Source organism: Maricaulis sp. B-26, assembly GCF_056857855.1.
Genome location: NZ_JBSXNX010000011.1, coordinates 12,653 through 38,612, shown reverse-complemented (window position 1 = coordinate 38,612; position 25,960 = coordinate 12,653). Strand labels below are relative to the sequence as shown.

At 65.6% G+C, this 25,960-nt stretch carries 25 protein-coding genes and 1 tRNA gene; 15 read left to right on the top strand and 11 right to left on the bottom strand.

The features are described from left to right. Positions 1-6 precede the first annotated feature (6 nt). From AC13HB_RS01300 to AC13HB_RS01265, 8 genes are all read left to right on the top strand, one after another. Positions 7-1,500, top strand: coding sequence for a Do family serine endopeptidase (locus AC13HB_RS01300; protein WP_482947908.1), 1,494 nt, complete (start codon positions 7-9; stop codon positions 1,498-1,500). Positions 1,501-1,512: 12 nt separating this feature from the next. Further along, on the top strand, positions 1,513-2,184 hold the full coding sequence (locus AC13HB_RS01295) for a response regulator transcription factor (protein ID WP_482947907.1): 672 nt from the start codon (positions 1,513-1,515) through the stop codon (positions 2,182-2,184). A 6-nt stretch (positions 2,185-2,190) separates the two neighbouring features. After that, entirely contained in the window at positions 2,191-3,624 is a 1,434-nt protein-coding gene (locus AC13HB_RS01290) for a sensor histidine kinase (protein WP_482947906.1), read from the top strand. A 40-nt stretch (positions 3,625-3,664) separates the two neighbouring features. Continuing rightward, entirely contained in the window at positions 3,665-6,535 is a 2,871-nt protein-coding gene (locus tag AC13HB_RS01285) for a bifunctional [glutamine synthetase] adenylyltransferase/[glutamine synthetase]-adenylyl-L-tyrosine phosphorylase (protein WP_482947905.1), read from the top strand. A gap of 68 nt (positions 6,536-6,603) precedes the next feature. Further along, positions 6,604-7,128, top strand: a complete 525-nt coding sequence (locus AC13HB_RS01280; protein ID WP_482947904.1) for a hypothetical protein — start codon at positions 6,604-6,606, stop codon at positions 7,126-7,128. 9 nt (positions 7,129-7,137) lie between these two features. Next, complete coding sequence (locus tag AC13HB_RS01275; protein WP_482947903.1) at positions 7,138-7,815, top strand: RNA polymerase sigma factor; 678 nt, start codon at positions 7,138-7,140, stop codon at positions 7,813-7,815. Next, entirely contained in the window at positions 7,812-8,225 is a 414-nt protein-coding gene (locus tag AC13HB_RS01270) for a hypothetical protein (RefSeq protein WP_482947902.1), read from the top strand. Before AC13HB_RS01275 ends, AC13HB_RS01270 begins: the two co-directional genes overlap by 4 nt. Continuing rightward, positions 8,222-8,728: a periplasmic heavy metal sensor gene (locus AC13HB_RS01265; protein WP_482947901.1), complete on the top strand. Its 507-nt coding sequence runs from the start codon at positions 8,222-8,224 to the stop codon at positions 8,726-8,728. The genes AC13HB_RS01270 and AC13HB_RS01265 overlap by 4 nt, the downstream gene beginning before the upstream one ends. Before the next feature lie 3 nt (positions 8,729-8,731). Here the strand turns inward: AC13HB_RS01265 and AC13HB_RS01260 are convergent, their stop codons facing one another. From AC13HB_RS01260 to AC13HB_RS01245, 4 genes are all read right to left on the bottom strand, one after another. Then, complete coding sequence (locus AC13HB_RS01260; protein WP_482947900.1) at positions 8,732-11,461, bottom strand: PAS domain-containing sensor histidine kinase; 2,730 nt, start codon at positions 11,459-11,461, stop codon at positions 8,732-8,734. Between the two features lie 74 nt (positions 11,462-11,535). Then, entirely contained in the window at positions 11,536-12,081 is a 546-nt protein-coding gene (locus tag AC13HB_RS01255) for a response regulator (RefSeq protein WP_482947899.1), read from the bottom strand. 18 nt (positions 12,082-12,099) lie between these two features. Further along, a complete protein-coding gene (locus AC13HB_RS01250) occupies positions 12,100-13,668 on the bottom strand; it encodes an EAL domain-containing protein (RefSeq protein ID WP_482947898.1) in 1,569 nt (522 codons plus the stop codon). Between the two features lie 79 nt (positions 13,669-13,747). Then, positions 13,748-14,299 (bottom strand): hypothetical protein, encoded by a 552-nt coding sequence (locus tag AC13HB_RS01245; RefSeq protein WP_482947897.1) that lies wholly within the window; start codon positions 14,297-14,299, stop codon positions 13,748-13,750. A gap of 140 nt (positions 14,300-14,439) precedes the next feature. On the opposite strand from AC13HB_RS01245, the gene dusA reads away from it, so the two are divergent. Together dusA and AC13HB_RS01235 are read left to right on the top strand one after the other, a co-directional pair. Continuing rightward, a complete protein-coding gene (gene dusA, locus AC13HB_RS01240; protein WP_482947896.1) occupies positions 14,440-15,435 on the top strand; it encodes a tRNA dihydrouridine(20/20a) synthase DusA in 996 nt (331 codons plus the stop codon). Next, complete coding sequence (locus AC13HB_RS01235) at positions 15,435-16,259, top strand: sulfite exporter TauE/SafE family protein (protein WP_482947895.1); 825 nt, start codon at positions 15,435-15,437, stop codon at positions 16,257-16,259. The genes dusA and AC13HB_RS01235 overlap by 1 nt, the downstream gene beginning before the upstream one ends. On the opposite strand, the gene AC13HB_RS01230 is transcribed toward AC13HB_RS01235, so the two are convergent. Next, positions 16,256-16,972: a retropepsin-like aspartic protease family protein gene (locus AC13HB_RS01230; RefSeq protein WP_482947894.1), complete on the bottom strand. Its 717-nt coding sequence runs from the start codon at positions 16,970-16,972 to the stop codon at positions 16,256-16,258. The two genes, AC13HB_RS01235 and AC13HB_RS01230, sit on opposite strands and share 4 nt — an antisense overlap. Before the next feature lie 4 nt (positions 16,973-16,976). Next, complete coding sequence (locus AC13HB_RS01225) at positions 16,977-17,180, bottom strand: DUF1289 domain-containing protein (protein WP_482947893.1); 204 nt, start codon at positions 17,178-17,180, stop codon at positions 16,977-16,979. Between the two features lie 97 nt (positions 17,181-17,277). Between AC13HB_RS01225 and AC13HB_RS01220 the strand changes: the two genes are divergently transcribed. After that, on the top strand, positions 17,278-18,561 hold the full coding sequence (locus AC13HB_RS01220) for a NupC/NupG family nucleoside CNT transporter (RefSeq protein ID WP_482947892.1): 1,284 nt from the start codon (positions 17,278-17,280) through the stop codon (positions 18,559-18,561). A gap of 5 nt (positions 18,562-18,566) precedes the next feature. Here the strand turns inward: AC13HB_RS01220 and AC13HB_RS01215 are convergent, their stop codons facing one another. Continuing rightward, positions 18,567-19,289, bottom strand: a complete 723-nt coding sequence (locus tag AC13HB_RS01215; protein ID WP_482947891.1) for an acyltransferase — start codon at positions 19,287-19,289, stop codon at positions 18,567-18,569. Between the two features lie 134 nt (positions 19,290-19,423). Here AC13HB_RS01215 and AC13HB_RS01210 point away from each other — a divergent pair, with 134 nt between their 5' ends. The 4 genes from AC13HB_RS01210 (at position 19,424) to AC13HB_RS01195 (ending at position 21,881) form a co-directional block, all read left to right on the top strand. Continuing rightward, the gene (locus AC13HB_RS01210; protein WP_482947890.1) at positions 19,424-19,855 is read left to right on the top strand and encodes a PaaI family thioesterase; all 432 of its coding nucleotides are present in this window, start codon (positions 19,424-19,426) and stop codon (positions 19,853-19,855) included. Positions 19,856-19,864: 9 nt separating this feature from the next. Then, a complete protein-coding gene (locus tag AC13HB_RS01205; protein WP_482947889.1) occupies positions 19,865-20,122 on the top strand; it encodes a DUF3253 domain-containing protein in 258 nt (85 codons plus the stop codon). Continuing rightward, entirely contained in the window at positions 20,109-20,699 is a 591-nt protein-coding gene (locus tag AC13HB_RS01200) for a uracil-DNA glycosylase family protein (RefSeq protein ID WP_482947888.1), read from the top strand. The genes AC13HB_RS01205 and AC13HB_RS01200 overlap by 14 nt, the downstream gene beginning before the upstream one ends. Positions 20,700-20,807: 108 nt before the next feature. After that, complete coding sequence (locus AC13HB_RS01195) at positions 20,808-21,881, top strand: Leu/Phe/Val dehydrogenase (RefSeq protein WP_482947887.1); 1,074 nt, start codon at positions 20,808-20,810, stop codon at positions 21,879-21,881. On the opposite strand, the gene AC13HB_RS01190 is transcribed toward AC13HB_RS01195, so the two are convergent. The 4 genes from AC13HB_RS01190 to AC13HB_RS01175 all read right to left on the bottom strand — a co-directional run bounded on the left by AC13HB_RS01190 (position 21,878) and on the right by AC13HB_RS01175 (position 25,824). Continuing rightward, positions 21,878-22,912 carry an ABC transporter ATP-binding protein gene (locus AC13HB_RS01190; RefSeq protein WP_482947886.1) on the bottom strand — a complete coding sequence of 345 codons (1,035 nt, stop codon included), beginning with the start codon at positions 22,910-22,912 and terminating at the stop codon, positions 21,878-21,880. The genes AC13HB_RS01195 and AC13HB_RS01190 overlap by 4 nt on opposite strands. After that, complete coding sequence (locus tag AC13HB_RS01185; protein ID WP_482947885.1) at positions 22,912-24,534, bottom strand: ABC transporter permease; 1,623 nt, start codon at positions 24,532-24,534, stop codon at positions 22,912-22,914. The genes AC13HB_RS01190 and AC13HB_RS01185 overlap by 1 nt, the downstream gene beginning before the upstream one ends. After that, positions 24,531-25,583: an extracellular solute-binding protein gene (locus AC13HB_RS01180; protein WP_482947884.1), complete on the bottom strand. Its 1,053-nt coding sequence runs from the start codon at positions 25,581-25,583 to the stop codon at positions 24,531-24,533. Before AC13HB_RS01180 ends, AC13HB_RS01185 begins: the two co-directional genes overlap by 4 nt. A gap of 166 nt (positions 25,584-25,749) precedes the next feature. Next, positions 25,750-25,824, bottom strand: a tRNA-Val gene (locus tag AC13HB_RS01175). Positions 25,825-25,960 lie beyond the last annotated feature (136 nt).

Below are 25,960 nucleotides of genomic sequence, written 5' to 3'. Positions count from 1 at the left end.
AATCTCATGATGTCAGTTGATCGCATGCGTCGTCTCGGCGGTGTTTCGCTTCTCGCTCTCTCCGTCGTGGTGGGGGGAAGTCTTGTCCAGCATATCGACTCGACCGCGCAGGCTCAGCAGCCGCCTTTCGCTTCGGCCGTGCCGGCCGGCGCGCCGATGTCCTTCGCCGACCTGATCGAAAGCGTCAGCCCGGCTGTCGTCACGATTCAGGCAAGCGGCACCCCGGACGTGTCCGAGCTTGGCCCGGACATGGAAGGCCTGCCGCCTCAGTTCCGTGAATGGCTCGAGCGCCAGTTCGGCGGCCGCCCGGATCAGCCGATCATGCCGCGCCAGTCTCTGGGCTCCGGCTTCTTCATTTCGGCCGAGGGCTATATCGTCACCAATAATCACGTCGTGGCCGATGCCGACGAGATTACCATCGGCACTGCCGACGGCGAGAGCTATCCGGCGCGGATCGTGGGTCTCGACCCGCAGACCGATCTCGCTCTGCTCAAGGTCGACGAGGATATCGAATTCCCCTTCGTGACGCTGGAAGAGAACCCGCACTATCGCGTCGGCGACTGGGTGGTCGCAGTGGGCAATCCCTTCGGTCTCGGCGGCACGGCGACGGCGGGTATCATTTCCGCGATCGGCCGCCCGATCGGCAACTCCACCTATAATGATTTCATCCAGGTCGATGCGCCGATCAACCGCGGCAATTCGGGCGGTCCGACCTTTGACCTCAACGGCAATGTGATCGGGGTGAATTCACAGATCTTCTCGCCGACCGGCGGTAATGTCGGTATCGGCTTCGCCATCCCCTCCGACGTCGCTGCGCGGATCGTCGACGACCTGCTCGACGACGGCCGCGTTGCGCGCGGATGGCTGGGCGTATCCATTCAGAACGTGACCGAGGATATCGGCGAGGCGCTCGGCCTCGAAGAGCCGACCGGCGCGATCATCAGCTCCATCGTCTCCGGCGGTCCGGCCGACGAGGCGGGTTTCGAGCGCCAGGACGTGGTGCTGGAAATCGACGGCGAGGCTGTCGAGGACGCGCGTGATCTGACCCGCCGCGTCGGCAATATCGCCGTCGGTGAGCAGGCCCGCTTCCGCGTCCTTCGCGACGGCCGCGAGCGAAACCTCCGCGTCACCATGGGCGAACGTCCCTCCGACGAGGAACTCAACCAGATGCCGGCCCGTGGCGAGGACGCGCCGGTAGTCAGCTGGTTCGGCATGCGCCTGACCCCGCTGGACGAAGAATCGCGCGAAGCCCGCGATCTCGGCGCCTCCGTCAGCGGTCTTGTCGTGGACGGGATCGATCCGGGCAGCGAGGCGGCCCGCAAGGGTCTCGTCGCCGGTGACGTCATTCTGGAAGCCGGCGGCAATGAAGTGGCGACGCCCGACGAATTCGGCGCCGTGATCGAGGACGCTCGCAGCGATGGCCGCAGCGCCATCCTGCTCCTGGTCGAGGGGCGTGGCGGTCAACGCTATGTCGCCCTGCAGATCAGCGAAGAAGAATAAGGGAGAACCGGGGTGCGCATCCTGATTGTCGAAGACGACCGCGAGGCCGCGAACTATATCCGCAAGGGCCTGCGCGAATCCGGCCATGTCGCCGATCATGCCGCCGACGGCGAGGAAGGGCTCGAGATGGCCCGGGCAGCGGAATACGACGTTCTCGTCGTGGACCGCATGATGCCGCGCATGGACGGTCTCACCATGGTCGAGACCCTGCGGGCGGACGATGACCGTACCCCGGTTCTGATCCTGTCCGCGCTCGGCGAGGTCGACGACCGGGTCGAGGGCCTCAAGGCCGGCGGAGACGATTATCTCGTCAAACCCTATGCGTTCGCCGAGCTTCTCGCCCGCGTCGAGGCCCTGGCCCGGCGCCGGGATCCGGAAACCGTCCGTACCAAACTCGTGGTCGGGGATCTGGAAATGGATCTGCTGGCCCGCAAGGTGGTTCGTGGCGAGGAGGAAATCCTGCTGCAGCCGCGCGAATTCCGCCTGCTGGAATTCCTGATGAAGCATTCCGGCCAGGTGGTGACCCGCACCATGCTGCTCGAAAAGGTCTGGGATTATCATTTCGACCCCCAGACCAATGTCATCGACGTGCATATTTCCCGACTACGCTCGAAGATCGACAAACCCTTCCCGCGCGCCTTGCTGCACACCGTGCGCGGTGCCGGCTACCGCCTGCAGGCGTAAGCCGGCGTGCGGGGGCGCCGGACGGCATTTCTGCGGACCACGGCCTTCCGGCAGACACTTCTGTCGGCGGGCCTGTTCGCCTTGTCGAGTTTCGTCATTCTCGGCTTCGTCTATGCCGCTTCGGCCGGCATGGTGCTGCGCCGTGCCGACGCCTCCATCAATGAGGAAGTCGAGGCGCTGAACGACCGGTTCGAGGCCGGCGGAATCGCGACGGTAAACCGCTACATCCTGCAGCGAACGGTCGGCGGCGGCGCCGATTATCTCTACCTGCTCGTCCACCCGACCGGACGAAGCCTGTCCGGCAATCTCTCGGGTCTGCCCGACGAGCAGCCCGACAGCGAAGGCCGTCTCCAGTTCATCTACCGGCGCCCGCCCGCCGGGGATATCGAGGAGGAGACGGACAAGGACGACCGCATGGCGCGGGGCCGCATCGTGGACCTGCCGTCCGGATATCAGCTCTTCGTCGGTCTCGATGTGGATGAGGAAAACCGCCTCATCTCGCGCATGCTCAACACCATCCTGGCGGCGTCGGCGCTGGCGCTGGCCCTGGGTGTTGCGGGCGGCATCTTCATCAGCCGCCGTTTCGTGCGCCGCCTCGATCGCATCAACAATGTGGCGCGCCGCGTCCGGGCCGGCGATCTCAAACATCGTGCACCGCGCAATTATACCGGCGACGAGCTGGACGAGCTTTCCGAGAATTTCAACAACATGCTCGACCGGGTCGAGGCGTTGATGATCCGCATGCGCCAGACCGGCGACAGCATCGCGCACGATCTGCGCACCCCGCTGACCCGGATGCGCAATCGTCTCGACGACGCCCTCCGCGAGGACGGCGATGTCGAGGCGCGCGAGCAGGCGCTCGAGCGAGCCGTCGCCGACACAGACGAAATCCTGGGCATTTTCAGCTCCATTCTCTCGCTGTCCCGGCTCGAATCGGGCGAGGGGCGGACCTCCATCGTCGAACTCGATCCGGCGGATGTCGCGGCGGATCTCGCCGAGCTCTACGAGCCGGTCTGCGAGGATGAAGGGTTGAGTTTCGACAGCGAGATCCAGACCGGCCTCGCCATACTTGGCGATCGCGGCCTGCTTTCGCAGGCGCTGGCGAATATTCTCGACAATGCGGTCAAGTACACGCCCTCGGGCGGTGCGGTGACGCTGCGTCTGCGCGAGACCGCGGATGGCGAGGTGGAGTTCTCCGTGACCGATACCGGTCCGGGCGTGCCCGATGCGGACCGCGAGCGGGTCACCCAGCGTTTCGTGCGGCTCGACAACTCGCGCACCCAGCCGGGCTCGGGTCTCGGCCTCTCGCTCGTCCAGGCGATCGTGGACGTCCATAACGGGCGTTTCGAACTCGGCGAAGGGCCGGGTGTGGTCGCAGGCGGACACGGGCCGGGGCTTCGCGCCGCGCTGGTCTTCCCGAAAGCGCCGCCGAAGAAATAGACGTCTTCACCTGCAGCCCGGATCACGCCAGTTTGGCGGCATGACGTCCGCACTTCTCTCCGCGCAAACGCCTGTACTTCCCGGCCAGCCCGGCGAGGGCGCACACCATGCCTTCGGAGGGCTAGCGGAGGAGATCCAGGAGGCGGTTGCGCCGGTCCGGGAGTTCCTGCTCTCGGTCTTCGAGGCTGCGCCCTATATCGCCCGTCTGGCGCAGCGCAGGCCTGCGACCCTGGCCGCCTGTCTCACGCAGGACCCGGAAACGCTCGTCGAGCATGCCATCGCCAATGCCCGGACAGCTGGCAGCGCAGCGCCGGATGTTGCGGCCCTCGACGCGGCCCTCCGTCAGGCCAAGGCCGACATCCATCTTGTCGTCGCCCTCGCCGATCTGGCCGGGGTCTGGCAGGTCGATGCCGTCACGGCGGCGATGACCCGATTTGCGGACGGCGCGGTCGCCGCAGCACTGCACGGACATGCCCGCTTGCTTGCAGATCAGGGGCGGGCCGTGCCGGTTGGAGACCCCGAGAACCCTTTGCCCGGACTGTTCGTCCTGGCCCTCGGCAAGATGGGGACGGGCGATCTCAATTATTCCTCCGATATCGATCTCGTCCTTTTCTACGATCCCGACGCCCTGCTTCTCCCGGAGAGCGAGGAGCCTCGCAAACGCCTGCCCCGCCTGGTTCAGGCGGTGACGCGATCGCTGCAGGACGTGACGTCCGAGGGGTATGTCTTCCGGGTGGACCTGCGGCTTCGGCCGGATCCGGGTGCAACCCCGGTCGTGATCTCCACCGACGCCGCGCTGAACTATTACGAGAGCCTGGGGCAGACCTGGGAACGGGCCGCCTGGATCAAGGCGCGGCCCTGTGCAGGCGATTTCGCAGCCGCCGAGCGATTTCTCGACCTGCTGCAGCCCTTCATCTGGCGGCGATCGCTGGATTTTGCGGCCGTGGACGATATCCGCGGGCTCGCCCGGCAGATCCAGACGGTCGGACGCCGGGCCGAAATCCGTCCGGCGGGGCACGATCTGAAGCTCGGCCGGGGCGGGATTCGCGAGATCGAGTTCTACGCCCAGATTCCCCAGCTTGTGTTCGGCGGGCGGGACAAGAGCCTGCGCGTGAAGGCAACGCTGGACGTGCTGCGGGCTCTGGTGGCCGCCGATATCGTCCCGGCCGAGGCGGCGGAAGCGCTGGCTGCGGATTACAGGCTACTGCGGGCCTGGGAACACCGTATCCAGATGCGCCAGGACGAAGCCAGCCAGACTCTGCCCGAACGGGACGGGGACCGGCTCGCCATCGCCCATATGGCGGGGCATGACGGGCTGGAGAGTTTCGAACGCGCAGTCGAGGCCTGCCTGCGGCGGGTGCACGGGCATTTCTCCGACCAGTTCGAGGCGGACGAAGCGCTGGCCTCCGAAGCCGGTTCGCTGATCCTGACCGGGGTCGAGCCGACGCCGGATACGCTGGAAACCCTGTCGCGTCTCGGCTTTGCCGATCCGCAAGCGAGCTGGAAACGGCTCAATGCCTGGTCGGCCGGCCGCGTCCGCGCCGTGCGCAGCTCTCGCGCGCGGACGCTGTTCGCACGGATTGCGCCGCAATTGGTGGACCGGATGGCGTCTACCGGGGAGCCGGACGCGGCGTTGACCCGGTTCGGCGCCTTCTTCGAGAACCTTCCCATGGGCGTGCAGCCGCTGGCCCTGCTGTCCAACGAGCCGGGACTGGCCGGCGATCTTATCGGCGTGCTCACGCTGGCCCCCCGCATGGCGACGGATCTGGCCCGGCGGCCAAACCTGCTCGACGCCATGCTCGATCACCGCTTCTCGGTCCCGGTCCGAGATGACCCGCCGGGGGAGTTCCGGACGCGGATGATGGCGGCTGTCGAGCGGTGCGACACCTATGAGGACAGTCTCAACGAGGCGCGCCGGATCGTGCGCGAGGAAAAGCTGCGGATCGGCACCCAGGTCCTGCGCGGGACGGTCGATGCGGAAGCGTCCGGCCTTGCCTATTCCGCCGTCGCCGACGCCAGTGTGGCGGCCATGGCACTGGCGGCCCGACGCGAAACGGAGCGCCGTTTCGGCGCCATGCCCGGCCGCTCTCTGGTATTGGGTATGGGCAAGCTCGGCGGGCGGGAGCTCGCCTCCGATTCCGATCTCGACATCATGATCATCCATGAAGGCGAGGCGGACGCGCAATCCTGGTTCGGCCGCTACGCCCAGCGCCTCGTCAGCGCACTTTCCGCACCGACGGAGGAGGGCGAGCTCTACGAGGTCGACATGCAGTTGCGCCCGTCGGGCAAGGCGGGGCCTGTCGCCGTCAGTATTGCCCGTTTCGAAGCCTATTACCCGAACGAAGCCTGGACCTGGGAGATGATGGCGCTGACCCGGGCGCGGATCATCACCGGCGAAGCGGCGCTGGCCGATCGCGTCCATGCGGCGATACGCGACGCCTTGCAGCGGACGCGCGAGGCGCGGGGCGTTCGCCAGGATGCGCTGGACATGCGCAAGCGGCTGGAGGCGGCCAAGCCGGCCCAGTCGGACTGGGATCTCAAGGCCCGCGCGGGCGGTATCCAGGACATCGAATTCGTGGCCCAGACGCTGCAGCTGGTCCATGCTGCCGGAAAGGACGTCGTCCGACCGTCGACGGCAGAGGCATTACGGGCGCTCGCGGCGGCCGGAGCGCTGCCGGAGGACGAAGCGGGCATCCTCGCCGACAGTCTTCATCTCTATCTCGGTCTGTTGCAGCTGATCCGGACCGCGCACGGCTCCGGTTTCGACCCGGCAGGGGCCAGCGCCGGGTTCGCGGCCTTGCTGGCGGGGTATGCAGGCGCCGACTCGCTCGAGGCCCTTGCCGATGCGCTGGCGGGCCGTACGACCCGTGTCCGCAATATCTTCGAGCGGCGTGTCGGTAAAATGCACTAGGTCGCGACGGAATTTCGCCGGTGTTGCGTTCAACTCATAGCGAGGCATTGAACACGAGGACTTCACCGATGAAACATTCCCGATTGATCCTGCTTCTGGCGAGTTCCACCCTGGTTTTCGCCGGAGGCGCGGCCCACGCCCAGCGTGGCGGCCATCATGGCGGTGACCGTGAGGGGCATGGCATGCACCGCGGCATGATGATGCTGCGCGCTGCGGACGCCAATGGCGACAACTCGATCACCCGCGAGGAGGTCAGCCAGCTGCAGGCCGAGATGTTCGCCTGGATGGACCGCAATGGCGACGGATATCTCGACGAGGCCGACCAGTCTCCCGTGCGCCAGCGCCTTCATTCGCAGATGGAAGCGGATGGCGAAGACGCACCCATGCGGCACCGGCGCGGCGGCCCCGAGGGTGGCCGGCACATGAGGGCCGATGCGGACGGGGACGGGCGGATTTCCCGCGCGGAATTCCTTTCCGGCGATAGCCGGATGTTCGATCGGCTCGATGCCGATGAGAACGGCGTCATCGAGCCTGCCGAGCTGGACGCGGCGGTCGAGCGCCGTCAGGATCGCCGGCATTGGTGGCGGGACTGACCCCCACGCATGTTCGACGGACGCGGCATGACGGGTTTCAACACGGACGGACAGGATTCGACTTCCGCTCCGGCCTCCCGTCGGGCCGTTTCTGCCGACCCTGACGGTGACAGGCTGATGGCCCGGATCGCAGACGGCGACCGGGCCGCAGCCCGTCAGCTGATGGAGCAGAATCTGGCGCGCATCGTGGGCACCGCCCGCCGTATGCTGGGCGATGCCATGGAAGCCGAGGATGTCGCCCAGGACGTTTTCCTGCGCGTCTGGAAGGCGGCGCCGCGATGGCAGGCCGGTCGCGCCCGGGTCTCGACATGGATCACGCGCATCGCGATCAATCTCTGCCATGATCGCCTGCGCAAGCGGCGCGAGGTGCTGACCGATACGGTGCCCGAACAGGTCGATACCAGTCCCGACGCGGAGGCAGGAATGGCACGTGGCGAGACCGGCGACCGGATCGCCGAAGCCATGGGGCTGCTCCCGGAGCGCCAGCGTGAAGCCGTCGAATTTGTGCACTTCCAGGAGATGAGCAATATCGACGCGGCGGCTGAAATGGATATCAGCGTCGAGGCACTCGAATCCCTGCTGGCCCGCGGGCGGCGAAAACTACGAAGCTTGCTGATCGGGGATGCTCCCGAGCTGATGGCAAGCTATACAGGAGGCGGTGCGAACCGGCCCGGTGTAACATCATGAAGCAAGAGCGATTTTTTCAGATAATCGAAGCCTATGGCGCAAAGCCGGAGCGCTGGCCCGATGCCGAGCGCGCCGATGCGGAAGCCTTCGTCACCGCCAATCCGGACCTGGCGGCGATGGCGCTGGCCGAGGCGCGGGAGCTTGATGCAATTCTTGGCCCGGCCGAGGCGGACATATCCGACCTTCTCGAACGCCGCATCCTGCAGGGCCTGCCGGAGCTTCCGGCTGCGGCGGCACCGCGCTGGATCGCACCGGCCGCCGTGGCCGCCTCGCTTCTCGTCGGTGTTTTCATCGGCTTTGCGAGCGGCGCTCTGACGGTCGGGACTGGCAGCGAAGCCGACGCCATCTATGCCGAGGTCTTCGGCGGGTTCGATGAGGACTGGGTGGACTGGCTGGGAGGCGACGCATGAAATCCTCGACGCCCTGGATTATCGCACTGATCCTGTCCGTGCTTGTGAATGGCATGCTGGGCGGATATGTCCTGCATCGTGCGACGGACGGCCCCGACTGGCGCTCGCATCACCGCGACCATGACGGACGCCGGTCGCGCCGCGGTCACGACGGATTCGACATGCAGGGCTTCGTGCGGGCCCTGCCGCCGGACGTGCGCGAGACGGCATTCGAACGCCTGCGCTCGGAAATGCGCACACTCCGAGAGACCTCCGGCAGTTTCCATGAGGATCGCGCCGATCTGCATGCGCTGATGATGGCCGAGGAATTCGACGCCGAGGCCGTGAGCGAGGCCCTGGCCGAAATGCGCGAGCGTCGGGCCGAGATCGAGGCACGGATGGAAGCTGTCGTTCTGGAGATCGTCTCGGAGCTCGACCAGGAGACCCGCGAAGCGGCGCTGGAGGCGGCGCGTGCCCGTCGGCGCGAGCACCGTCCGCGCCGCCGCGAGGCGCCACGCGACTAGGCGCTATTTATTCTCTGCGATGCGGACCGGATCGTCGGCGTCGATGAATTCGTCATCGCTGTCGAATTCATCGAGAATGGCCTCGGTGGCCAGGCTCTCTGCCTGTTCGATCTCGCTGTCGAGATCCATCGCATCCGTTTCGCCCTGCACGTCCTCGTCTCCGCCCAGCGCGGCCAGCGTCTCGGCATCGAGCGGCTGGTCCTGGCTGATCGGAATGACCACGCTGACGGTCGTGCCTTCACCGAGCGTCGAGTCGATGCTCAGCGAACCGCCATGCAGTTCGATGAAGGATTTGGACAGGGCGAGACCGAGGCCGGAGCCCTGATAGCTCTTGGAGTGCTGGCTCTCGATCTGTTCGAAGGGGCGTCCGAGGCGCGGCAGGTCTTCCTTCGCGATGCCGATGCCCGTATCCGACACCTGGAAGGCGACGCCCAGGCCCGAAAGGAAGCCACGCACGGTGACGCGCCCGCCTTCCGGCGTGAACTTCACGGCATTCGAGATCAGGTTGATCATGACCTGCTTGAAGGCGCGCGGATCGATCTCGATCTCGGGCAGGTCGGAGACGTCGGCCCGCAGCTGCAGGCGCTTCTCCTCGGCCCGGCCACGCACGATGCGCAGACATTGCTCGATCAGCTCGCCCGCATCGGTCGGCTCGGTCTGGAGCTGCATCTTGCCGGCCTCGATCTTGGACATGTCGAGGATGTCGTTGATCAGCTCGAGCAGGTGTTTGCCCGAGGTGAGGATGTCCTTCATGTAGCCGACATAGCGTTCGTCCCCGAGCGGGCCGAACATCTCGCGCAGCATGATTTCCGAGAAGCCGTTGATCGCGTTGAGCGGCGTGCGCAGCTCGTGGCTCATATTGGCGAGGAATTCGCTCTTCGAGCGGTTGGCTTCCTCGGCACGGATCTTCTCTTCCTCGTACTTTCGGGCGAGGTCGGCGATCCGGGCCTGGCTTCGCTTCACGTCCTCGACAGTCTTGCGTAGCTGGGCCTGGTTTTCGGTCAGCGCCGCCTCGTGGTGCTTGAGGTCGGTGATGTCGGCACCCACACTCACCATGCCGCCATCGGCGGTGGAGCGGTCGGAATAGTGCAGCCAGCGTCCGTCGGCGAGCTCGATTTCGTAGGCCTGCTTGTTGTCTGCCCCGCCATAGACGGCCTTGATGGCACGTGCCGCGGCCTGCTCGACCGCGTCATAGCTCATGCCCGGCTTGAGCATGCCTTCGGAAAAGTCGAACAGATCCCGGAATTTCCGGTTCCAGAGCACGAGGCGCTGTCGCGAATCCCACAGCACGAAGCTTTCGGACATGGATTCCAGCGCGGCCCGCAGTCGCGACTCCGCGGCCGCGACCCGAGCCTGGGCGCCCTTGCGTTCGGTCACGTCGATGGCGACGCCGATGATGCGCGGGCCCTGGCTGCCGGCATCGCCGGAAAGCACGCGGCCCCGCATCTGGAGCCAGACGGCGGCATGGGCAGCCAGTACTTCCAGGTCGACCTCTCCGCCCGTTGGCGCGCCACGCATGGCCGCGCGCAGGCGTTCGCGATCCGGTTTGGAGAAGAGTTTGAGGAATTCGGCGCCGGTGCACTCCACCGCCTCGCCGAGGCCGAGAATCCGGGCGAGGGAATCCGTCACGAAGACAGTGTCGGCATCGGGATTCCAGTCCCAGACACCGCACCGCGCGCCCTCGATGGCGACGCGGAAGCGCTGTTCATTGTCGGCCAACTGCTGGCGGGTCGATTTCAGGCGGCTCATCTGCATGAAGATCAGCGCCGACAGACCGAGCGCGACGAAGATCGGCGCGATGAACATCAGACCGTAAAACGAGATCGTGCGGTACCAGGCGTTCTGGTTGATACGCATCGCACCGAGCGCGTAGACGTTCAGATCGCTTCCGGCGATCGGCGCGACCGCGAAGGTCACGCGCTCTTCCCCGAAATTCGCATCTGAGGTCGCACCGCCGCCGCCAATGGCAAGCTCCTGCACGAAATCCGTCGACAATCCGAAGCGTGAGGGCAGGGGCGTTCCCGGTCGGGCGCTGGACATGCGAGGCCGGATGGCCAGCATGCCGCCCTCTGCATCGGCGAGCGCCACGACCCGGTCGGAGCCCCAGTCCGGCAAGGCCTGGTCGGCATCGAGCCGCGCCACGAAGGCACCGACGCTTCCGTCGTCGAGCTGGACGGGAACGGCAAGAACGAGGCGGGCGGCCCGGTCGTCGACAATTTCCGTGGTGAGCCCCGATCTCGCCTCGAGCGCGGTCCCGGCGATCGCGCGGATATTCTCGGCGCCGCTTTGAGTGGCAATCATCCGGTCGCCCGGAAGTAGCAGGGCGGCGCCGGTTACCAGCTCGGAGGCCGTGATGGCTTCGAGGCGCGCGCGGGCGAGGGCTTCCATTTCACCCTCACTGGCATCGCCGATATCGGCACTGGCGAAGGTGAGGGCGTAGCGGGCTTCGGCGATGCGGGCTGTGACGCGCTCGGCGAGATAGCCGGCGGCATTGGCCTGGGAGCGTTCTGCTTCGCTGATCAGGGCTTCGCGTTCCTGCTGGATCTTGACCAGGAGGATGCCGCCATAGGCGCAGGAAAACAGGATGATGGCGAGGATGATCCAGAGCGCACCGGAACCACGCTTGCGCTGATCCTTCGACTCCGACTCATCCGCCTCCGGGCGGGAAGCCCGGAACGGATCGCCGGTCGCGCCGCCGGCCTGGAGGCGTGGATCGAAGCGCATCTGATTCATGGTCTCACGTTAAGGTGCGTCTGCCTGTACTGTCGACAGGAGATCGCGGGCCTGTCCGCCGCTCGGGGGACCGGTCAACCCGTCCCTGTTTCCTTATTGCCATCCCCGACCAGTTGGGTCGCGGACTTTCGGCTCTTGCGGCGTTCCGGACCCTTGTACTCGCCCTCGTCCAGCCGGCCGCGCCGGCGGTCCGGGCCGAAATAGGACTTGTTCCGGATGAAGGGGCGAGGTTCGTTGATCACCGAGGCGATCTTGGCGAACATTTCCTTCGCCGTGACGGGCTTGCAGCAGAATTCCGTCACTCCGGCATCTCGGGCGGCTTCGACACGCGAGCGCTCGGAATAGGCGCTCAGCATGATGATCGGGACAAGCGGGTTGGGGCTGTCGTCGGCTGTCCGGACGAGGCGTACGAAATCGAGCCCGTCCAGAATATCCATCTGGTAGTCGGTGAAGATGATGTCGACCGAGTCCGAACGCACCATATCGAATGCGTCCGCCGGGTCGCGTGATTCCAGAATCTGTTTGATTCCGAACCCGTGCAGGATCGTTCTCAGGATGGTCAGCATGTAGCCGTTGTCGTCAACGATGAGGACGCGCACTCGGCTGAAATCTGCGGCCATGGCCTATCACCTTCGGCGTCACGCGGCCCGCGACGCGCTCTTCGACTTGTCCTTAAGCGTTTCTAGCGGAACAGGCTTACCGAAATAGAAACCCTGTCCGTATGTGACGCCCATCGACTTTAGCAGTGCAGCGGTCGTCTCGGATTCGATCATTTCCGCAACGGTCCTGATCCCGAGTTGCTGGCACATGCTGATCATGCCGCCCATCAGGATGGTGTCACGCTTGCTCCGACCGGCATTGCGTACATAGGAGCCGTCGATCTTTACCACGTCGGCGTCGAAAGAGCGCAGATAGTGTAGCCCTGCCGACCCGGCGCCGAAATCGTCGATACAGACCTTGTGGCCGCGTTCGCGCAACTTCTGGAGAACCGCGTTGGCGGCCTTGCTGTTCTTGACCTGATACGTCTCGGTCAGCTCGAAGCTGAGGCGGTTGCGGTCGATCTTGAGGTCGGCCACCAGTGCCAGAAATTTCTTGCTCCAGGCCATGTTCGAGAGCGAGCGCGCGGACAGGTTCACCGCCAGGCTGGGCCGGTCGAAATCATCGCGCAGGAAATGGGCCGCGATTTCGGTCATCGCGTAATCGATTTCGCAGATCAGGCCCGTGCTCTCGGCAAATCCGACATTCTCCTCGACCGGCCGGCCGTCAGGCAGGCGTAGCAGGAGTTCGTAATGGGCTATCTTGCCGGTCTCGAGGTCCACGATCGGCTGAGCGAACGGTTCGAAAACGCGTCCGGCGATCGTGGTCCGGATCTCATTGATCCGCTTGCGAGCCCGTTTTGCGATCTTGTCGGCCATTTCATGCAGGCTGGTAATGTCGAGCGCGGCTTCGCTCTCGCCAGCCTCGTTGACGGCATGGATGAATGCCTGGACCGCAAGCTCGGGCTCGATGTCCGGCGCGTCGCCCATCGAGTCGACATGTACATGGGCGTCGCCAAGGCCGAAACTTTCAAGCAGATCGCGGATTTCCGCCTGGAACGCCTCGATGTGCGCATTCGCGTCGTGGACGAGGGCTATGCGTTCGGAACCGACCCGGCGGGACACGCCTTCCTCTCCGACGAAATTCGCACAGCTCGCCTGAATGGCTTCCTCCAGGCGCAGGGCTTCGGGCAGGCCGATGCGCTCCTCGATCGGCTGAACGCCGCGGATCAGGAGGGCGGAGAGGGCGAAGGGGTGTTCGTTGTCGCGGGCATTCTCGATCGCGTCGCGGGCACGACGCTCGAAGGCCTGGGGCTCCAGTTCCTCGGGCTCGGAACCGCTTTCGAAAGCGAGGGTCCAGCAGATATTGGAGTCATCGGAAAGCCGCCAGCCGGTCAGCCGGGCGTCACGAGCGCCGGTCCGGACTCGTACCGGACCGATCCGGCGTCCAGCTGTGAGGCGGCGGCTTACCGCGCGGAAAATGGCACGCGAGGTCTGATCCAGACAGGTCGCGAAATCGCGTCCGTCGAGCGTCGTCTCGTCCGCTCCTGCCAGGGCAGCGGTTGCGCCGGCCGCGTAGCGGATGATCCCGTCGGAATCGGTTTCAACAAGGATGTCGGCTGCGGCGAACGCGAACGACAGGAAACGATTCCGTTGCTCGACTAGTGACATGGCGAATTCCGAATAGCGGACAAGGTCGCCAGTCTACGGACGAAAGTGTTAGGAGTGGCTTAAAACAAGTGCTCGCCGTCTATGCGGCGCGCTGCCCGCCGCGACCGGACCTGGCGTCCGGCTTCGAATTGATCTCATGGATGATCTCGCCGGCGGCCTTGGCTACCTCTGTCAGACTGGCAGGCAGGTCGCCTTCTTCTTCCGCAAGGTCGGCGAGACGTTCGGCGACATCCAGCAGGCGCGGACTGTTGGCGATCAGCCGGGCCTGGATCTCGATCCGGCTCGGGTCTCGATCATATTCAGCCGCGGGCACGCGCCAGCCGCCCCAGTCCATCGATTCCGTGACGACGACGGGAAAAGTGCCCGGCGCCGGGTGATGCCCGCATTCCTCGGCGGACTGCCATTTGTTCTTCGCACGAAGGACGCGCCAGCGGCCGGCGTCGAGGGATTCGACCTGTTCGGCTGAGAGTTCCTCGGCGGTAAAGTCGCGTCCGAGACCGCAATCATAGAAGACGCGGACCGGTTCCTCGACATCCTTGACCCAGTGCGGCTTGACGTGTTCGACGAGCGCCCAGGTCCCGACCGGGCGCACATAGACGCGCTGATGCTTGTGAAAAACTGCCTTCGCCATGATCGCCTCCCTGACGCCCTATCGAAGCACGGCCGAATTGAAGCGGGGTGAATGAAACGGATCGAATTTGAATGTTCGGGCAGCTGCCGCGTTGCGCGACGGGGATTGGTTGCCGACCCGCCTTGCGCTATTGGGCAGCCATGACTGAGGTCTCGCTCCCCGACCGCCGCTTTTCCGTGGCGCCGATGATGGACTGGACGGACCGGCATTGCCGGGCCTTTCACCGCGTCCTGAGCCGGCGGGCGCTGCTCTATACGGAAATGGCGGTCGACAAGGCTGTGATCCATGGCGATCGAGGGCGGCTGATCGGTTTCGACGCGGCCGAGCACCCTGTGGCCATCCAGCTTGGCGGATCCGGTCCCGCCGACCTCGCGGAAGCCAGCCGGATCGCGGAAGGCTTTGGCTATTGCGAGATCAATCTCAATGTCGGCTGTCCCTCGGATCGCGTGCAGTCTGGCCGTTTCGGTGCGTGCCTGATGCAGGAGCCGGCGCTTGTCGCCGAGTGCGTCAGCGCCATGCAGGAAGCCGTCAGCGTGCCGGTCACGGTGAAATGTAGGATCGGCGTCGACGATCAGGAACCGGAAACGGCTCTCTTCGACTTCGTCGATACGGTTTCCGCCGCGGGCGTTACCAGTTTTACCGTCCACGCGCGAAAGGCCTGGCTGAAGGGCTTGAGCCCGAAGGAAAACCGCACCGTGCCGCCGCTCGATTATGCTCTCGTGCGCCGGCTCAAGAGCGCGCGGCCTGAGCTGGAAATCGTCCTCAATGGGGGCATTGAGGAGATCGATCAGGGCCTTGCCGAAAGCGAGGGGCTGGACGGCATGATGCTCGGGCGAGCCGCCTATCACACGCCCTGGGTCCTGGCCGAGGTCGATACGCGCATCTTCGGTTCGTCAGCGGCCGTCGCGACACGCTTCGAAGCCGTCGAGGTCTATCGTCCCTATATTGCGGCCCAGCTCAAGGCCGGTACGCGCCTGCACGACATGACCCGACACATGCTCGGCCTGTTCGCCGGGCAGCCGGGCGCGCGCATGTGGCGTCGCATACTGTCCGAGAAAGCGCCGCGTCGCGGCGCCGGGATCGAGGTATTGGACGAGGCGCTTGCCGCCATCGGCCGAACAGACGAGGCGGCGTAATGCAGGACATTCTGGTGCTGGTACTGGCCATGGCGGCCACGGGCGCGTTCGCGGGCCTGATTGCGGGCCTGTTCGGTATCGGCGGGGGCGTCGTCATGGTGCCGGCCCTATACTTCTCGTTCGGCGCGCTGGGGTATGACGATCCGCGCGCCATGCAGGTTGCGGTCGGGACTTCGCTGGCCGTTATCATCGCTACCTCCCTGCGTTCCGTCGCCGCTCATGCCGGGCACGGGGCGGTCGACTTCAAGGTCCTGAAAGGGTGGGCACCCTGGATCGTGGTCGGCACGCTGGCCGGGTCCCGGATCGCGCACCTGCTTCCGGGCAATTTCCTGACCGGTCTGTTCGGCGTGATGGCGGTGATCCTGTCTGCGCAATTCTTCTTCGGCCGGCCCGACTGGCGTCTTGCCAACGACCTTCCTGCAGGTCCGCTGCGCTGGGGGCTGGGCAGCCTGATCGGAATCCTGTCCGCGCTCATGGGGATCGGGGGCGGCGTGTTCGGCGTGACCCTGATGACCTTGTGCGGCAAGCCGATCCGCAATGCGGTTGCGACCGCGGCCGGCTTCGGCGTCGCGATCGGCGTGCCTGGCGCCGTCGGCTTCATTCTCAATGGCTGGGGGCAGGATGCCGTGCCGTTCTCGCTCGGCTATGTGAACCTTCCCGGTTTCGCCCTGCTGGCCGGTTCCGCCTTCTTCGTCGCCCCGCTCGGCGCGAAACTGGCGCACACGCTACCGGAGAAGACGCTGAAGCGCTTCTTTGCCGTCGGGCTGGTGATCGTCGGTGTCATGCTGATCCGGGAGGCCTGGCTGGCCGCCGGTGCCGCCTAGGGGCGCAGGATCAGCTGGTCGCGGCGTATTTCGACCGACTCGAAGCGCTCCAGCACGCTCATCCCCAGGAGCGATTGCTGGCCGCCGCGCATGACCAGCGCCGGGACGTTCCGGAAGCTGCGTCCGGGAAGGCCGAGTTCGCTAATCTGCACCGCCGCCGCCATTGACGGACCGGCCGCGGTTGACGTCATCACATTATAGTCGAGCTGATCGGTCCGTATGCCGACGCGCCGGGCGTCCGCGAGGCTGAGCGCGACGCCGGTCGCGCCGGTATCGACGAGAAAGGTCACGGACGCGCCGTTGATTTCGGTATCGAGATAGAAGTGCCCGTCGAAACGCCGCTCGAGAACGATCGCGCCACCCGACAATTCAACGCCATTGCCGGAGCGGCGGCCGCCTGCGCCATCAGCAGGCGCGGCGCCCCAGACCGCTTGATATTGCAGGTCGGTATAGTCCCGATCGAGGATGGCGAAACCGGCGATAGCGGCGCTGACGGACAGCCACGCCGCCAGATTGCGATGCCGCATCCCGTCCGGCGCAAGGGCCGCGCCCAGCAAGGACAGTCCCAGCAGGCCGAGGACGATTGCGATAAACAGGGTGCGCAGGACCGGGTCGATTCCATTCCATAGCGGCCAGGTGATCAGGCGCAGGCCGATCAGCAAAAGGCCGAGTGCGAGCGCCGGCAAAGCCGCGCGCGTGATCAAGGCTCGCATGAGATTATCCCTGTCTGGCGGCGCGTTCCGCTCTATAGGCATCCTCACGTTCCGGCAGTTCCGCCAGAATTTCCGACCGCTCGGCATCGTTGTAACGCGTCCAGCGGCCCAGCTCTTCCATGGTCCGGAAGCAGCCCACGCACAGCTCCGCCTTCGGATCGACGAAACAGACTTTGACGCAGGGTGTCTTGATGGGCTGGTCGCTCATGCGCTCAGCATTCCGCGCCCTGCGCGTTGAGGCAAGTGCTTGCAGTCGGTCATGCCGCCGGAATATGGTCCCGCTTTACCGCGCCCCGGGGGTTTTCATGGACGATATCGCGCTGCAGCTCCGCAGCTTCGTGGGGCTTTTCCTGCTTGCAGGGATCGCCTGGCTGCTCGGGCCGCGCAAACGCCTGCCCCTCGTCCTCCTTGTCGGGGCAATCGGCCTGCAGCTCCTGATCGCCTGGCTGCTCTACTCGCTCGCGCCGTTCCGGGCCTTCCTGCAATCGCTGACCGGTGTGGTGGCCGTGTTGCAGGAGGTCACCAATGAAGGCGCGCAATTCGTGTTCGGCTATCTGGCCGGCGGCGAGATGCCCTTCGAGGTGAACCCGGATGCGGCCGGGGGCGTTTTCCTTTTCGCTTTCCAGGCTTTGCCGATGGTGATCGTGCTGTCCGCTCTCTCGGCACTGCTCTGGCGCTGGCGCATCCTGGAAATCCTGGTGCGCGGTTTCGCGGCAGCCTTCCGGCGACTCCTCAACCTCTCGGGTGCAGCCAGCCTCGGTGCGGCGGCGAACATATTCCTGGGTATGACGGAGAGCCCGGTCCTGATCCGTCCGCGCCTGCCGGACATGAGCCGGCCGGACCTCTTCCTGATCATGACGGTCGGGTTTTCGACGGTCGCCGGCTCGGTGATGGCGCTTTATGTGAGCCAGCTTTCCGGGATTATCGACGGGGCGGCCGGCCATATCTTCACGGCCTCGCTGATCTCGGTCCCGGCGGCTGTGCTCCTGTCGCGCCTGATGATGCCGGCGGAGCCGGTCTCCGAGGAGATGGCGACGAAGGAGAAGGTGCCGACAAAGATCTATCATTCCTCGATGGACGCGCTCACCACTGGCGTTTCGGACGGTATCAGGCTCTATTTCAACATCATCTTCATGCTGCTGGTCTTCACCGCGCTCGTGGCCCTGCTCAACGTGATCCTCGGACTGTTGCCGGAGTTCGCCGGTGCGCCGCTCTCCGTCGACCGCATTCTCGGCTGGATTTTCGCACCCATCGTCTGGCTTGCCGGAATTCCCTGGTCCGAGTCGACCCAGGCCGGGTCTCTGATGGGACTGAAGACGGCGCTCAACGAAGTCTATGCCTACGACCAGCTCGCTCAGACCGGCGATGAGCTGAGCGCGCGGACCCAGCTGATCATGACCTATGCGCTGTGCGGCTTCGCCAACTTCTCCAGCGTCGGCATCCTGACCGGCGGCCTGGTCGCGATCGCGCCCTCGCGGCGGGAGGATATTCTCGATCTCGCTCCGAGAGCGCTTGTGTCCGGCACGCTGGCCACGCTGATGACCGGCGCCGCCGTCGGCGCTCTGCCGGGCGGCCTGTTCGGGCTCTGAGGTCCTCAGTCTCCGCGCTTCGGGAAGAGCTTGCTGCGCAGCCAGCCGAGGGTGGAATTGCCGCCCAGGGTCTGGCGGTAAGCGGTATCCATGAAACGGTCGAGGCCCTCGCTGTCGGCGAAGAGGTTCAGCCGCGTGTTCATGGGGGCATCGGGGTCGATAGGGCGGATTTCCCGCGCCGGTGTTCCTGCGACGATCGTGTTGGGCGGGACATTCTTCGTGACGACCGAGCGAGCGCCGACGACGGAGTTGTCGCCGATTGTCACGCCCTTGCCGATGAAGGCGCCGTCGCCGATCCAGACATTCCTCCCCAGCTTGACGGGCTTCCAGGGCGGGTCCGGATCGACCCGGTCGTGAATGCCGTGCCAGTCGCAGTCGGTGATGGTGGCGCGGTTGGCGATCAGGCAGGCATCGCCGATCTCGATCGAGCCGGCCGCGAGTATGCGCGTGCCGCCGGCCATGAAGACACAGTCGCCGATGGTGATCCGCCCCGCCTGGGTCTGCGGCGCCCAGACGGTCAGCCGCACCGGGTCGTGCCGTCCGGCGACGATGTGGATGTGATCGCCCGCCGTGATATTCGGGCCGAAGACCTCGACATGCCAGGGCCGCACGATTTTCGGATCCTTGCCGAGTGCATCGAAATGCGGCGCCAGGAAATGCTGCGTCCAGCGGTTCTCGAAGCCTTCCCAGGCCCGGTGCATCCAGTAAGGGCGATGATCGCGGCGCATCGGCGGTCCTCTGGTGGTGGTGGCTTTTCGACTTGCCGCAAGGGCGGGTGGCGGGAATGCTGGGCGCAATCAGACAATAACAAGAACCGCCTGTCTTGCCTGTCGTGCAGGGCCGGCGGAGCGGAAGGGACGATATGGACTATCAGGTCGAGATGACGGCTGAGGCCGTCAGCGCCTATCTGGACGAGGTGTTTCCGGCATGGAGCCGTGGTGGGCTGAGTATCGAGTCGATCGAGCCCGGCCGGGCGACCATCGGGCTGGATGCCGGGCAGGGGCATTTGCGGCCGGGCGGGACAGTCAATGGCCCGGCCCTGTTCACGCTGGCGGATTTCGCGGCTTATGCCGTCATCCTCGGACATGTCGGGAGGCAGGCGCTCGCGGTCACGACCAATCTGTCGATCAACTTCCTGCGCAAGGCGCCGCCCGGACCCGTAGTGGGGCATTGCCGCCTGTTGAAACTGGGTAAGCGGCTGGCGGTCACCGATTGCGATATCATATCCGTGAAGAGCGGTGACTTGATCGCGGAGGCCCACGCGACCTATTCCCTGCCGCCAGGCAAGGCTTGAGAGGCCCAGATGAGTGAAGAAGCTGAAAACGATCCGATCGAAGCCGCGATCCTGAAACTGGTCGCAGCCGCGCCCGAAGGCCGGTCCATAGCGCCGGCGGATGTAGCCAAGGCCGTCGACCCGGAGCGCTTCAATCGCAAGTTCGGGCATGTGCGGCAGGCCGCGATCCGGCTCGCCAAGTCAGGGCAGGTGACCATTCTGCGCAAGGGCAAGCCGGTCGAGGATCCGGAAAATTTCAAGGGTGTCTGGCGGATTGGCCGCGCCTGATCTCGAAACCCTGCTCGCGGATATTCGCGCCTGCCAGGCCTGCGCGGAGAGCCTGCCTCATGCACCGCGTCCGGTCATCCGGGCCAGCGCCACGGCACGAATCCTGATCGTCGGCCAGGCGCCGGGAACCCGCGTCCACGCATCCGGCAAGCCGTTCACCGATCCCTCCGGCGACCGTTTGCGCGACTGGATGGGGGTGGACGAGGCGACATTCTACGATGAAAGCCGCATCGCGATCGCGCCGATGGGCTTCTGCTTTCCCGGTCTCGATGCCAAGGGCGGCGACCTGCCGCCGCGCCGCGAGTGCGCGCCGCTCTGGCAGGAAAAAGTCCGGTCGTCCTTGCCCGATGTCCAGCTGACCCTGCTGGTGGGACAATATGCCCAGCGCTTCCATCTCGGTTCGCGAATGCGAAAAACGCTCACGGAAACCGTCCGGGATGCCGAGGCCTTCGGGCCGGATTATCTTCCGCTTCCGCATCCTTCGTGGCGGAATAATGCTTGGTTGCGCAAAAACCCGTGGTTCGGGGAAATAATTCTCCCGATGCTGCGGTGCCGCATAAGAGAATTGTTGAGCTGACGCGGTTTCAGGGTGTTTTCCACCGCTTGTCCGCGAGGCCCGGAAGGGGTATTCCGGCGCCCGATCGTGCAGCGACCCGCTGCCCATGCTGAACAAGGTTTGCCGGTTATGAGTGTTTTCGAGCACCCGTCTTTCGACAATCACGAACGAGTTCTTTTCGCGACCGACGAGGTCACCGGGCTCAAGGCCATCATCGGTGTCCACTCGACGGCCAGCGGCCCGGCCTGCGGCGGTTGCCGAATGTGGTCCTACCCGAATTCCGACGCTGCCCTGGAGGACGTCCTGCGCCTGTCCCAGGGCATGAGCTACAAGAACATCATGGCCGACCTGCCGATCGGCGGCGGCAAGAGCGTGATCATGAAGCCGGAAGGCAGTTTTGACCGCACGGCGCTGTTCGAAGCCTTCGGCCGCGCCGTCGCGAGCCTCGGCGGCCAGTACATCACCGCCGAAGACGTCGGCGTCAGCCCTGATGACATGATGGCCGTGCGCCGCTCCACCGAGCACGTCGTCGGCCTGCCGGAAGGCAAGGACGCGTCCGGCGACCCGTCGCCGATCACCGCCGAAGGTGTGTTCCGCGGCATCCAGGTCTGCGCCGAGCGCGGCCTGGGCAAGCGCGATCTCGCTGGCGTGAAGATCGCCATTCAGGGCGCGGCGGGCCATGTCGGCTCCTACCTGGCGGGACATCTCGCCAAGGCCGGTGCCGAACTCTTTATCACCGACATCAACCAGGAAGGCCTCGAGACCCTCAAGGCCGAGCATGGTGCCACGATCGTCGGGCTCGACGAGATCTACGACCAGGATGTGGACATTTTCGCGCCCTGCGCCCTCGGTGCCGTTATCAATCCGGACACGATCGACCGTATCTCCGCCAAGGTGATCGCCGGTGCGGCGAACAACCAGCTCGCCACACGCGACATGGGCGCCGAACTGCAGAAGCGCGGCAAGATCTACGCGCCGGACTATGTGATCAATGCTGGCGGCATCATCAATGTGATGGGTGAGATCGCCGGCTCCTTCGATCCGAAATGGGTCAAGGGCAAGCTTGATGGCCTCGAGCAGACGCTGGCCGAAATCCTCGACCAGTCGGAGAGCGAAGGCCGTCCGTCCAACGTCGTGTCCGACGAGATCGCGCGTGCGCGTATCGAGGAAAAGCGGGCGAAGAAGCTGTCGGCCGTTGCCTAGACCGACACGACGCTGACGAATCTGGGGTCCAGCGTGACCCCGACCCTGTCGCCCTCGCCGATCGGTGAGGGCGATAGTGTATGGGCCGTCCAGATCCGGCCCGTCGCATCCTCGACATCCATCACGATATGCGAACCTGCCGGGCGGCGGCGCTTCACCATGAAGGCGCCGTCAGGCTGACCGGACAGCAGGATGGCGCGCGGACGGATCAGAACGTCCGCATTGCCCCCGTCCGGCAGATGATCCGCCGCGACCGTTCCGAGAGGCGTCTCGGCCTGACCGTTCCGAATACGCGCCGCGACCACGTCTACATCGCCGAGCAAGCGCGCCGCCACGGCGCTGACCGGATGGAACCAGACTTGGTCCGGTTCGCCCGTCTGGATGACCTGGCCGGCTTCCATCAGCGCCAGCTCGTCGGCGACCGCCATCGCCTCCTCGGCGTCATGGGTGACGATGAGGGCCGTTGCGCCAGCCTTGCGAAGCGTGTCGACCGTGCGCTCGCGCAATTCGCCGCGCAGGCGCCGGTCCAGTCCGGAGAAGGGCTCGTCGAGCAGGACGATGGCCGGTGCCGGGGCGAGGGCTCTCGCCAGCGCAACGCGCTGCTGCTCGCCGCCGGAGAGTTCGTGCGGATAGGCCTGTGCCTTGTGGGCGAGTTCGGCCGCGTCGAGCTGGGCCATGGCCCTTTGTTTCGCGTCTTTCCCGGTCAGGCCGAATGCGACATTGGCGAGGGCGGTCATGTGAGGAAACAGCGCATAGTCCTGGAAGACCATGCCGACCCGGCGCTTTTCCGGCGGCAGGTGCGCCTTTCCGGAGCTCCACACTGCCTTGCCCAGCGCGATCGTGCCGGCATCGAGGCGTTCCAGGCCGGCGATGGCTCGAAGAAGCGTGGACTTGCCTGAGCCGGACGGGCCAAGCAGAGCCGTGATGCGGCCCGCATGCAGATCGAGATCGGCACCGGACAGGGCGGCGTGACCGCGCGTATAGTGACGCTCCGCGCCGCGAATTTTCAGCACCGACCGGTATTGCGACATCACCCCAGCTCCGACGACCGTGTGCGAGAGAGGTAGCGGGCCACGAAGATCATGGGAAGCAGGGCCACCAGTGGAATCAGGAGCGAAGGCAGGGCGGCCTCGCCCAGCCGCTCGTCGCTGGCATAGTTGTGGGCGATGATCGCGAGCGTGTCGTAATTGAACGGCCGCAGGATCATGGTCGCCGGCAATTCCTTGAGCACTTCCACGAAGACCAGCAGGCCCGCAGAGGTCACGCCCGCGGCGATCAGCGGCCAGTGCACGCGCCAGATCGTGCGGGAGCGCGAGGCGCCCAGCGTCCGCGCAGCGCCGTCCAGGGCCGGGGTGACGCGCGCGAGTGCCGTCTCCGACGGATTGATGGCTGCGGCGGCGAAACGCGAGAGATAGGCGAAGACGAGCGCCGCTGCGCCGCCCGTGAGCAGGATCGGGAAGACCGAGCCGGTCAGGGAACGCCAGGCCGGGTCGAGGATCGACTGAACGCCGGACAGGATTGCGATAACCCCGACGGCAGCCACGGCGCCGGGCACGGCATAGCCGAGACCGGCCGCGCGCGCCGCGACGATCGCGACGAGGCGCTTCCCGCGCAGGGCGTAAGCCGTCGCCACGCCGAGAATGGCGGCGAGCACGGCGGTGATGAGCGCGAGACTGAGGCTGTGCAGGCTGGCTGCGCCGAGCCCGGTTGCGGCTTCGGTATTCAGGGCCAGCCATCCCAGGCGCGACATCGGAATGACGAGACCGAGCGCGAGAGGGAGGCTGCAGGCCAGCATGGCCAGGAGGGCCCGGCCTCCGCGCAGCTCGATGCGCGGTGCCGGACGGTGACGGCCGGAGGCGGTCACGCTGCGCGAGCGACGGCGCTGGGCGCGCTCGAGGCCGAAGACGACAACCGCGATCGCGACCAGGATGAGCGAGAGACGTGCCGCATCGACCAGGGAGCCGGCACCGCTCCAGGCGCGAATCAGACCGATCGAGAGGGTGGGGGCGCCGAGATGGGAGACAGTGCCGTAATCGGCGAGGCTCTCCATGATCACCAGGGCCAGGCCGGCGGCGATCGCGGGGCGGGCCATGGGCAGCGAGGTCCGCAGGAAGGCGGTGACAGGCCCGGCGCCCAGCGTGCGGGCGGCATGATAGGCGTCCGCGGACTGGCCGCTGAACGTGTCCCGGGCGAGCAGGTAGACGTAGGGATAAAGGACGAGGGCGAACATCAGGCCCGCGCCCCACGCTCCCCGGATGGTCGGGAAGAGGCCGTTCGTGGCCGTGTGCAGGGCGCCGCCGGCCTGGCTGAGATCGAGCCAGGCATAGGCCGCCACATAGGCCGGGATGGCGAGCGGCAGGATCAGCACCCAGCTGAACAGCCTGCGGGCCGGAAAATCCGTCCGTGCGACCAGCCAGCCCAGCCCGGTGCCAATAAGGCCGGCGCCACCGGCGGCAACGGCGGCAACCCAGGCGGAATTGACGAGGTAGACCGGCAGACGCGTACCGGCCAGGTGACGCAGATAGTCACCCGTCTCTCCGGTCAGGGCGATCCAGGCGACCGCAAAAATCGGAGCGGCGCAGACTAGGGCTGCCAGGACCGTGAGCGAGATCGCCCGGTCCGGCAGCCATCCTGTCGCGCGGTTTCCCGTCACTGCCAGCCGACGCGATCGAAGATGCGCTGGGCGGTGGCGTTGTGGTCGCCGAGTTCTGAGACGTTCCGCTGGTCCTCGACGAAGGGCAGCATCGCCTCGAGGGTGGCATTCTCCCACTCCGTGTTCTCGATGACCGGGATTTCGTTGGTCATTTCGGCGAACATCCGCTGGGCGTCCTCGGAGAGAAAGAAGCTGATAAGTTCGCGCGCTTCTTCCGGGTGCGGGGCATTGGCCGCGATACCGGCTCCGGACACATTGATATGGGCGCCGGAGGTTTCCTGATTCGGGAAGAAGAGGGTGACGGCTGCTGCTGCCGCGTTGTCGGCGGCATCGCCGGAATTCACCATCATCGCATAGTAGTAATGGTTGAGGACCGCGACATCGCATTCGCCCGCCGCGACGCCGTGGATCTGGGTGCGGTCGCCGCCCTGCGGCTCGCGCGCCATATTGTCGGTGACAGCCTGGGCCCAGGCTTCCGCACCGTCCTCGCCCAGACGGGCGACAAGGGAGGCGAGCAGGGACTGATTGTAGGCATTGCCGCTGCCGCGAACGCAGATGCGGTTGTTCCAGACCGGGGCCGCCAGGTCTTCATAGGTCGCGATCTCGCCCGGCTGGACGCGATCGTTCGAATAGGCGAGCACGCGGGCGCGCTTGGCGAAGCTGATCCAGTAGCCGTCCGGATCGATCAGGTGGTCGGGGATGGCCGGGGTGAATTCGGAAAAGTCCGTCTGTGCGAACAGGCCGGCTTCCTCGGCGCGGTGCAGCCGGGCGGCATCGACCGTGATGATGACATCGGCCGGGCTGCGTTCGCCGTCGGCGCGGACGCGTTCGATGAGCTGGTCGCCATTGGCGGCGATCAGGTTCACCTCGATTCCCGTCTGTTCGGTGAAGGCCGCGTAGATCGCCGCATCGCTGGAATAGTGGCGCGCGCTGTACACATTCACGACGCGCGGCTCGTCTGCCTGTTCTTCAGAGCCGGATCCGGTCTGGCCGCTGCAGGCCGCGAGGCCGCAAGCCGCGGCGGCAACGAGATAAGTCGCAAATTTCATGAGACACCCAATAAGCCTTTGATCTGGGACCTTGGTGTCACTTTTGAGAACGTTTCGCAAGTCTTGCGGGCAGGGTTTGCCTGCGACATGCCGTCCCGGTGTGAGTCGCGTTTGTGCGCCCGAACGGTCCGATGCAGGGCGGACGGGTCTGGAATGGAGGGTGGAATGGTGGGCGATACTGGGATTGAACCAGTGACCCCCTCGGTGTGAACGAGGTGCTCTCCCGCTGAGCTAATCGCCCGAATAATCCGGAAGGCGCCGTATAAGCACACACTTTTCCGGGGTCAACTACATGTGGAAGTTGAATGACAGATGCCCCGCATTTTGGGTGCGACAACTTGCCACACCGTCATGCTCTCGTCATATCCGGCCCCCGC